At 68.7% G+C, this 9,582-nt stretch carries 8 protein-coding genes; 4 read left to right on the top strand and 4 right to left on the bottom strand.

Annotated features, from left to right (window positions below; genetic code table 11):
• The first annotated feature begins 381 nt into the window (after nt 1–381).
• Genes K6I34_RS23895 through K6I34_RS23885 form a run of 3 tightly spaced genes read left to right on the top strand, consistent with a single transcriptional unit; the run spans nt 382 to nt 1,889 of the window.
• Entirely contained in the window at nt 382–771 is a 390-nt protein-coding gene (locus K6I34_RS23895) for a DUF317 domain-containing protein (RefSeq protein WP_229328399.1), read from the top strand.
• A gap of 43 nt (nt 772–814) precedes the next feature.
• On the top strand, nt 815–1,093 hold the full coding sequence (locus tag K6I34_RS23890) for a hypothetical protein (RefSeq protein WP_229328398.1): 279 nt from the start codon (nt 815–817) through the stop codon (nt 1,091–1,093).
• A 43-nt stretch (nt 1,094–1,136) separates the two neighbouring features.
• A complete protein-coding gene (locus tag K6I34_RS23885; protein ID WP_308294045.1) occupies nt 1,137–1,889 on the top strand; it encodes a DUF317 domain-containing protein in 753 nt (250 codons plus the stop codon).
• Nucleotides 1,890–2,125: 236 nt separating this feature from the next.
• On the opposite strand, the gene K6I34_RS23880 is transcribed toward K6I34_RS23885, so the two are convergent.
• Nucleotides 2,126–2,674 carry a hypothetical protein gene (locus K6I34_RS23880; protein WP_229328396.1) on the bottom strand — a complete coding sequence of 183 codons (549 nt, stop codon included), beginning with the start codon at nt 2,672–2,674 and terminating at the stop codon, nt 2,126–2,128.
• Nucleotides 2,675–2,888: 214 nt separating this feature from the next.
• On the opposite strand from K6I34_RS23880, the gene K6I34_RS23875 reads away from it, so the two are divergent.
• Entirely contained in the window at nt 2,889–3,806 is a 918-nt protein-coding gene (locus K6I34_RS23875) for an SMI1/KNR4 family protein (RefSeq protein ID WP_229328395.1), read from the top strand.
• 73 nt (nt 3,807–3,879) lie between these two features.
• Here K6I34_RS23875 and K6I34_RS23870 read toward each other — a convergent pair whose 3' ends face one another.
• The 3 genes from K6I34_RS23870 to K6I34_RS23860 form a co-directional block, all read right to left on the bottom strand.
• Nucleotides 3,880–5,682, bottom strand: a complete 1,803-nt coding sequence (locus K6I34_RS23870; RefSeq protein WP_229328394.1) for a hypothetical protein — start codon at nt 5,680–5,682, stop codon at nt 3,880–3,882.
• Between the two features lie 615 nt (nt 5,683–6,297).
• The gene (locus tag K6I34_RS23865) at nt 6,298–6,537 is read right to left on the bottom strand and encodes an ATP-binding cassette domain-containing protein (RefSeq protein WP_229328393.1); all 240 of its coding nucleotides are present in this window, start codon (nt 6,535–6,537) and stop codon (nt 6,298–6,300) included.
• 243 nt (nt 6,538–6,780) lie between these two features.
• A complete protein-coding gene (locus K6I34_RS23860) occupies nt 6,781–9,552 on the bottom strand; it encodes an RNaseH domain-containing protein (RefSeq protein WP_229328392.1) in 2,772 nt (923 codons plus the stop codon).
• Nucleotides 9,553–9,582: the final 30 nt, after the last annotated feature.

Below are 9,582 nucleotides of genomic sequence, written 5' to 3'. Positions count from 1 at the left end.
ATCCCCACACCCCTGGACGTACGCCGCGCACAGGCCGCCCGCGCCCGCACCGCGACCACGCAACCCCGCGGAACCGCCGCACCCAGACCCGCACCGCTGTCAGCGACACCAGCGGCCGGACGCCGAGTCCGCTGACCGCAGGCCATCCCGCACGAGGCCCTCACCCCCCCCGGTGAGGGCCTTCGTCATGTCGACCCCGCGAACATCCCGGAACCAGTCGCCGGGCGACGAACGTCGTGCGTCGGCAGGCGAGATGGCCATACAGGTAGTCGATTCGCCCAGGGCAGACGCGAAACAGCCGTATCGGACTGGAGAGACGTCGCGGACCCATGTCAAAGTCACTCAGTCCGAAAAACCGCAGGTCAGAGAAGGGATGCCCTCATGACCATCGAGACGACGACACCGGGATTCCGCACCACCCTCGCCGCCCTGCGCCTGCGCGAGTGGCAGATCGGCCCCGGACAGGCCACCCGTGTCCTGAACCAATTCGACGCCGAGGACTACCACTTTGTGGTCGACGACAGAGCCGACGTCCACGTCTCCTCGAAGGACGGCCGCCTCTACCTCGGCTACTTCCCCGAAGGCCGGCCCGGGACAGACGGCGAGGGCTGGAAGATCGCCGTCACCGGCACTGCGGACGTGCCCGGCTGGGCAGCGAGCTTTGAGCCGGCGACCCCAGCCGAACTCATCGCCGCCTTCGTCGCAGCGGTGATCTCCACATCCCGACCCGTCGCCCCATACACAACGACCACAGCGACGATGACCCTCTGACCCATTCCATCCAGCACCGGCACGCCTACCAAGGAGAACGATCTTGCCCCAAAACATCACCGTGCGAGAGCTCGTCCAGCGCCTGCAGACCTACGACGATGACGCCGTCGTCCGCCTCGCCATCAACCCGGACTTCCCCTTCGCGCACTACCCCGGCACGCTGACCGAGGGGCTCGACGACGACGGCAATCGCGCCGTGTTCATCGGCGACGGCGGACAGCAGAGCTACCTGCCCCGCCCCGTCGCCGTAGCCCTGCGATGGACCACCGACACCACCGCGCCGCAAACGCGACGCCGCACGGTACGCGCCACGGCACGCTAACCCGGACGACCACCAGCCACCCCTTCGGCAACCGGAGTTCTTCCTGTCCTCGCCCAACCCCGAACAGGTCCACGGCAACCAGCGCACCGGCACCCCCACCGCCGACGCCGACCCGTTCCTCGTCTCCCCGCGCTACCTCGCCGGCAACGACGACCTCCTCGGTGAACACGTCACCAACGCCCTCGTCGACATCGGATGGAGCTGCTGGACCACCCGCACCCAGACCTGCCACCTCCTGGACGCCAACCAACTCCGCGGCGCCGAATGGCTCCCCGGCCACCCGAACGTCCTCATCGACGGCGATCCCGTGGTGTGGGAGTTCTTCGCCCGCACCGAAGTCGCCGCGCCACCCCTGTGGAACGCCTACTTCACGGCCCGCGTCCCCCACGAGCTCGTCACCGCCTTCGCCACCGCTCTGGCCACCGCCCGGGACGTTACCAACGGCATCGAACCCGGCCGGACCCCGCTCGAGCCTCTCGCCGACGCACACTGGTCCACCGACCCGACCGACGCCGGAAACACCTACTACGCCCCGAAACTCCAGGCATGGGTGACCTACGGAGCCGTCTCCGAGGCCATCGAGGACGGCAACCCCATCCCCGACCTACCCGGATACCTCGCCTGGGCCCAAACCGACGACCACCTCCCTCACCAGTGGTGCGCAGCCTTCAGCCCCTCCACCCCCCAAGAGCTCGTCGCCGCGTTCACCACGGCCCTCGCCGACCCCGCCCCCGTGCTCCGCTCTGTCCTCCCACAGGACCCTGGCGGCCACCTCGCGATCCACTTCTCTCGCTGAACCGCACCCGCCGCTGACACAGCTACGGAAGACAGTGAGTCTGCTCGGCCTGTCCCTGACTCGCGCCCGAGGCGCCTTCCCTCTGCGGCCCTCGATGGCGCCGTCCTGGCCGCGTGCAGCAGGACGTCCCCAACCTGCATCTCCGGGGCACCGACGAAACCCATGGACCTGAGGTCGGTCCGCCATTCTGACATCGGTACTTGCCACTCCGCCGAGGTCTTTCCAGCGGATGTGGCCTACGAGGCCCCTTCCGTGATCAGCGGGCGGCCGACATCGGCGATCGCATTCGCCGGGAACCCGTCGCGCAGCAGTGGCAAGGTCTTCTCGAAGTCCGAGAACAGCCCGCCGCCGTCAACGGGCCAGAGTGCTGGGTCAGCGACGGGAACGCCTATGTAGGCCCGACCGGGACCGTCGTCCCAGGTCGGGTCCAGGACGGTCCCATCGGGGCGGACGACCCACGCGTGTGGGAGGTGGAAGACTGCCTCGCCCACGTTGATCAGCGCGAAGCCCTCGGCGTACACCACGCCTTCTGCCTGATGAACTGTGGCATAGCGGGCGGAATTGCCATAGCAGAGCCGGTCAGGCATACCAGTCAGATCGTCCGGGCGTGGCACAGGGGCGAATCTGCGCCCAAGAGCGAGTAGCAGGTGAGCCGAACTCTGATAGGCCCACTCCGGGCGGGCGGCGTAGCCACGGTTGTGGAGAGCCACATGCTTACGGATGAGGTCAAAGAGGTCGTCCTCGGCAGCCAAGAGGGACATGGGTTGGGAGGCGCTGTTCGGCATGCTGCGGTACCTCTCCGGCGACTGGGTGCGATGCGGGTAATCCTCTCTCATCCGCGAGTTTCGTCGGTACAGAACCCAGGCTTCCGCCGGTGCTCCATCACCTCCCTGCGGGTGCTGCACCACCACTTTCCTGCGTGGAGCAGCGCCATGGTCTCGATTACGATCCGAGTTCCACGTCAGCGACCACGCGACGACCGCAGGGAGACATCGCGCCATGGCCACGACCGTTGACATACCCCCGTACATACAGGAGCGCTGCAACGAGCTGGGCGGCGGCGTCAGCTATGCACTGAAGGTTCTGCGTGCGCAGCTCGGAGACGATCCCCTCATGGGAACTCCGCAGGGCGATCCGTCCCTGTACACCGTGGACATCGACGGCGACACCTTCGAGGACTGCCCGGCGCTGCTGGTGCACTACGCCTACGGTCCCCCGCTGCTGGAAGAGGGCCGGGTGGAGATCCGGGGCATCACCGCGACACAGGCGCCCGCCACCGGCAACGACGACCAAGACCAAGTGCCGGATCGCGGTCTGGAAGAGGCGGCGGTGCGGCAGGTCACCGCGGCGTGGCGGCGGATCGAGGCATGGCTGCGCGAGCATGCCCCGGCGTCGTACGCGTCCCTCAAAGCCGGCGCGTCCGTGGAGGAGATCAGCGCGCTGGAGGGGACGCTCGGCCTGCGAGTCCCGGCGGATCTGAAGGCGCTGTGGTCCCTGCACGCCGGTGTCCGCGACGTGCGCGGCGCGGGGTTCCTGCCGGACAACCGCGCGTTGATGGACCTGGAAGCGGTGGCCGCCTTCCACCGGATGCAGATGATGTTCCAGCAGCGCAGCCGTAGTGATGAGGACCCGACGTGGAGGCCGTCGTGGATCCCGTTCTGCTCGTACGGGGTCGACGACCGCAGCTCCGGTCTCTATCTGGACAGCGCTACCGGCGAGTTGGGCTATTTCAGCCGGTACGCGGAGCGCTGGACGGAATACGCGTCACTGACCGTCTACCTGGAAGAGTTCGCCGACGCCTTGGAGGCACCGGGTCTTGTCACGGGTGCCAGGCCGGGTCTTACGGGCGGCGCCCTGGTGTGGGGGCCGCCGAACTATCCGAATCCGGACCATCCGTGGGTGGAGTACACCGGCTGAACGGTCCAGTCGCAGACGCGGTGGTGGGGACCGACTCGGGGTCGGCCCCCACCGGCATGTTCAGGCGGCGCTGTTACGCCTTGCGCCAGACGCAGGTGGTGCTGGTGTTCGCGCAGTGCTCGAAGCCCGGGTTTCTGACGAAGAACCCGTCATTGTCGAGCATCCGCCACGACGGTGCCGGGAACTCGTGGAACGCTCCGGAGTTCTGGACGTCGGGGATCGACGCCCTCCCACAGCGTTCCTTGCCGCTGGGGCCGTTCTCGGCCTTCCTCGTGTCGGCGAGCAGACCGAAGTTGCTGCTGTCGCCCATCTTGTCGGTGAAGAGCTGAGCGCACTGATCGCCGGAGGACACCTTGTTGACGCCGCCGGGGAAACCGCCGCTCTCGTGGGTGGTGGCCATGGCGTACTCGTCGCAGGACAGGGTTCCCAGCGATGCGTCGGCCGGGTGCTTGGACCAGCCGCTCGGGCACACCAGTCCGCGGCTGTCGTTCGCCGACCACGGCTGGCCGCTGCTGTTCTTCACCGTGGTGTCCAGGCCGAGGTAGTGCAGAAGGGAGTCCCACTTCACCGAGCCGGCGTGGTCGGGCATCTTCTCCTGCATCAGCCAGTAGTACGCGCCGGCGGCCGGGTACAGGTTGGTGTCGACGGTGTAGGTGGGCTTGAAGAACGGCAGGACGCAGCCGGGCGAGGGGCCCTTGAGGATGTCGTCGCAGCGTGGGGCCAGCTCCCGCACCGGGTCCACGCCGCTGGTGCCGAAGTTGGCCGTGGCGGGGTTCCCGCCGGCGTCCACGGTGGCGGTGATCGACCATCCGAGGTCGATGGTCTCCTTGCCTGTTCCGGACCAGGTGGTCTGGATGGTTCCCCAGCGCCCGCTGTACTGGTCGGCCGTCGCGGCGTCCCAGTACGCGTCGCCCGCGGTGTTGTTCTGGTTGTCCGCCCAGCGGATGTTCGATGTCACGCAGGACTTGCACGTCGACCCGACGTTCCACTTCATGCGGACGCCCTTGAGCTCGGGGTCGATGTGCTGGGGCACCAGCATGATCTGCTGGTCGAACTCAGCGAAGTCGGACCCGCTATCGCCCTTCTTCGGGTACGTCTTGATGCGCTGCTCGATCTTGAACGTGGCCGTCCCCAGCGCTGGCTTCTTCGGGTCGGTGCTGGTGAAGATCAGCGTGCCGGTGCCGATGCTCTTCAGGCAGGCTTCGGTCCGGTTCATGTAGTCCACGCCGGACGGCTTGTCGAAGCACCAGTCGACCAGATCGACGGCCGGTCCCACAGGCGCCGCCGACCGAAGAGTCTTCTTGGCCGGCGGGTTCAGCTCGAAGCACAGCTCGTGACCTTCGGCGTCGGGCCTGCTGCACGTGCGCTTCTTCGTGGGGGCTTTGAGGGTCGTGCCGTCCTTGCGCAGGGTCGGCAGCGCCGGGCCCGGGTCGGAGCGCGTGAACTCGATGATCTTCTGCGCGACCGGGTCGATCGACGACGACGCCTGCGGCGCGGGGAACGTCGCATAGGGCTCGATGCGGAAGTTCGCCCACGGCGACCAGTCCGTCTCGTACAGGCTGCCGTCGTAGGCGGAGGTGTGGAAGGTGTAGGTCACGCCCGGCTTCAACCTGCCGTACGCGACGGTGACCTGCGCGGTCTTCCCCGACGCGACGAAGGGTGATATCAGGACGCCGTACGGGTTGGCGTCGGTGAGTTTGACCTGGGTCTTCGGCTTGCCGTCAGCGTCTGTCGTCCACACCTCGAACGTGAGGTTGGCCGTGTCGCCATCGGCGTCGGTGACCGTGTTCCGCAAAACAGTCTCTGGGGTGATGACGCGCCACGTGCTACCGGACTTGGTGTACTGCGGGCCGGCCGACGGGTTCTTGCCGGACACGGGCCGCGCCCCGGCCGCAGCCGCGTTCTCCGGCCCGGCTGCCGGCCGCGACGCCGGAGCTGCCGAGGGACTGGGGGCCGGTGGTAACCCGGTGGCCGATGCTGTTCCCGCACCCACGAGAACAGCCAGGACAGCGCCGACGACGAGGTGCCGCAGCGTCGGCAAAGTGCGTATGCGTCTCAATGATCCTCCCCTTGAGGGCACGTATGTTCGACGCAAGCCCACCATGCGCACCCACTGAGTCATAGACGTAAGATCGCCATTTGCCCCATGCGGCTCTCGGGCGGCACGCAGCAAAAGGTGCTCCAACGCCCTCAGTGGCATGTCCGTTGCTCGTGTTAACGGTCGACTGTGCGGCTCAATATCAGCGTTGAGACTGCGCGGATGTGCGGTGGCCTCAGCCTCGCTCGGGCAGTTGGCTTTCCTGGGCAGCCGCGTTGACCGCCCATCCAGCCTGCGGAGGCACGGCGGTCCTTCTGGTATCGGTCGTGCTTTCACCCGCCTGACGAACGGGTCGCGCCGGACCGGACGGCCGGTGCCGGGATCCGCCCACCTCCAGACGCGGCCAGTGCGCGCAATCCCGCAGCAGCTGCCGGTCGTGCGTGGCGATGACGACTACGGCGCTCGTGTCGCGTCGGTCAGCTCGTCGACCAGTGCCGACGACAGGTGGTTGGTCGGCTCGTCGAGCAGGATCAGCCCGGGCCGCCCGGCCAGCGCCAGGGCGAGGCGCCGTCGCTGCCCCTGCGACATCCGCCCGACCGGCGTGCGCATCGCGTCGGAGTCCGGCAAACTGAGCGCCCCGAGCGGGACGGCGTCGGCGTCGCGGAGCACCCCACGGGACACCAGTCGGCCCATGTGGCGGGCGTATACCTCGCGGACCGTGAGTGAGGGGTCCTGCGCTCAGGACCCGCTAAATGACATCGCGGCCACCCGTGTGGCACCCAGCGAGCGGGAGGGTGGGGAAGTTGGTGCAGCGAGAGGTTTGCGTGACGTTCCCTGCGCCCCTGCCGCCGCAGGCCACTTGCCGCGGCATCAGGTCGAGCCCGTGCCGGGAGGCTTTTCCGAGGGAGGACCCGTGCTCTCGCGTTCAGCTTCGGCTCAGTTTTCTGCTTCGGAGTCCGCGTCGACGGTACGCCGGTATTCCCAGTGGTCCTTGTCCATCTGGATGCCGAGGTGGATGGGGGCCGGGTATCGGGTGCGGTAGTTCCAGTGCAGGGCGTGGTCGCACAGGCGGGCCGCTGCCAGGCCGTAGGTGAGCGGGGCGTGGCCGTCGGGGAGGTGGAGCACACTGATTTCCGTCGCGGTGTGGCTGTACCAGGTCTCTGCCTGTTCCGCAGCGGAAGTGCTGCTCCATCGCGTGTAGCTCTCGCCGGCGCGTGCGTAGCGGGAGCCGCCGGTGTACTGCTGGGGCAGGTTGCACAGGACGAAGGTGTTGGTGGTGCCTTCCATCAGGAACAGGCCGGTGGCGAGCTTGCGCTCGTGGGCCTCGATGGAGTCCTCGTCGGTGTAGTCGAGTCGTTCGACGAGCGCGGGCGTGGCCATGTGGTCGCTGCCGGCGGTGACGCGCAGGACAGCGCGGGGGCGCTGGTCAGCGGGGAGGGTGAAGCCTGGTAGTGCGGGGCGGCCGTCCAGGGTGCCGTCGGGTTCGGGGGTGCGGCCCAGGTGGCGGTTGGCCAGCAGCGGCCAGATGCTGCGGGCCTCGTCGCCGGAGACGTAGAGGTTGTAGCCGGTGGCCGTGTCGGCGTATGCGCCGAGGTTCCACAGGGCGCGGTCGATCGAGCGGGGCAATTGCGCGTCGCGGCGGCGACCGTCGGGCAGGCGGCGGCTGCGGTGGAGGGTGTTGGCGGTGGCGTAGTCGAGCCAGGAACCGCTGGGGGACTGGTCGTCGGGCAGGTAGGCCAGGGTCCGCCACAGCCCTCCAGCCTGGGGCACGAGTGCGACGAGGGTCCAGATGAGGCGGGGCTGTTCGGTGGCGGGGCCACGGCGTTTGCCGCGCTGCTCGCGCAGGTGCAGGCCGACGTGGACGAGGGGTTCCTTGAGGCCGTGGGGGCCGTATGCCAGGGCGTCGGTCAAGCGGGGGTGGACCAGGCCAGCGGTGCGGTGGAGGTCGGCGACGGCCATGTGGCCGCGGTGGTCGCCTTCGAGTTCGCGTCCCAGCTGGTCGAGAGCGGTGGTGATTTCGCGGTCCTTCTTGCGCGGGTTGCGGCGCTTGGGCTTGTGGGGGGTGAGGAACTGGGTGAGGACGCCGAGGCGTGCGAGTTCGCGGATGGCGTGAGGTTTGGCGTCGAGCTCGTAGGGGTCGGTGACCGTGGCATTGGGCATGCGGGAGGCACGGCGCTGGCGGGCCCATGCCTTGGCGTCGTACTCGGTCTCGCACAGGGCCAGCAGGCGGGTGCCTTCGGGGGCATCCAATCCGTTGAGCCGGCGGGCCAGGGCAGGACGCTGCCGGTGGTGGTCACCGTGGGCCAGCAAGTCGGCGGCGGGCTGTAGGAAGACCTCGACGTGGTCGGTCAGCGGGACGACCTTGTTCTCCGGCATGCCGGTGGTGGCCAGGTCGGGGCGGTTGAAGTGGTAGGCGAGCAGGCGCTGCATGCGGGTGCGCTCGTTCTGGTGGCGGTACAGGGCGAGGAATCGCAGGCGTTCGCGGCCGGCAGCAGCGACGATCTCACCCAGACGGGGGTCGTCGAGCAGGACGCTGTCGCGGCCCTCGGTGGTGGTGCGGCGGCTGCCGAACGGCCGCCCGGCGACCTGGTGTGCGCGCAGCAAAGGCTGCTTCAGGGCAGCGCTGGTGTAGCGGGCGAGTTCGCGGCGGGTGTACATGCCCACGCCCTTGCCCAGGGAGAAGGTGCCGGAGAAGGGGATGAGGGCGCGCAGGGCGCCCGGCTTTCCGGTGAGGTCGCAGGCGCTGGGGGCAAGGAACTCGGTCTCGTCCTCGGTGCGGGGGAAGACGCTCTCGCCGTGGAGGCGAGTCCAGGCATCCAGAGCCAGACGGGTGGTGTGGTCCACGTGGGTGTGCTCGCCTCTGCCGCCCAGGGCCAGTTTGAGCAGGGGGCCGTCGGCCGTGCGAGGGGCGAACCAGGCGGTGCGGGCGCTCTTGAGGGTGTTGCTCAGGCGGGAGACGCGAGGCTGGACGGTCGCGACGGGGGCGTTCAGGCCAGGGTGGGACTTCACGGCCACCTCCAGGCGCAGGGTGGCGTAGTGGATCCGGGTCTTCCACCCGGGGTCCTCTTCGCCGACGGCCTCGGTGGCGTCGTCATCGCCGTAGGCGGCACCCCAGGTGTTCCTCCACAGCAGGTCGGTGTCCCAAACCTGCAGGCAACCAGCCAGGTCGGAGCGGAAGCGGACGGTCTTACCCTCGATCTCCCAGGGGTGGGCGGCCAGCTGATTCGCGACGGCCCAGCTGGCGGCCCTCCAGGCCCAGCCGGGGGCGTCGATGCAGGCGCCGGTGCGGGTGAAGTGGTCCCACAGCGAGGTCTCCTCGGGGCTGGTGCCGGCGATGAGGTCGGCGATCTCGCTCTGGTAGGCGAAGGAGACCTGGTCGCTGTCGGTCTGCAGCAGGGCCTGCTCCCACAGGACGATCGCGTCGTGGAGGTCGTCGCGGTCCAGGGGGCGGCTGGTGGCCAGGAACTTCGGCGGGTCGGTCTTGCTTGTGGGGTGAAGGGCTGCGCACGTGTAGCCGGTGGCGCGCAGCACCGTGAGCAGGCCCGAGTAGGGCAGGTTGGCGTTCGAGCCGGTGACGCCACGGTACTCCTGCCGCAGGGCCGGCCATGCTCGGCCGATCTTGTCGGGCAGGGGGTAGAGGAAGGCGGTGCCGAGGAGGTTCTCGTCGGTGTGGCAGGCCAGCAGGGATAGCCGGGTCTGGGTGCTCATCAGGGCCTTTCGCACTCGGCCGCAGTGGGG

Source organism: Streptomyces sp. UNOC14_S4 (genome assembly GCF_020740835.1).
Lineage (GTDB): Bacteria > Actinomycetota > Actinomycetes > Streptomycetales > Streptomycetaceae > Streptomyces.
Note: the sequence above shows the minus strand (reverse complement) of the source record. Positions and strands in the feature narration are given on the sequence as shown.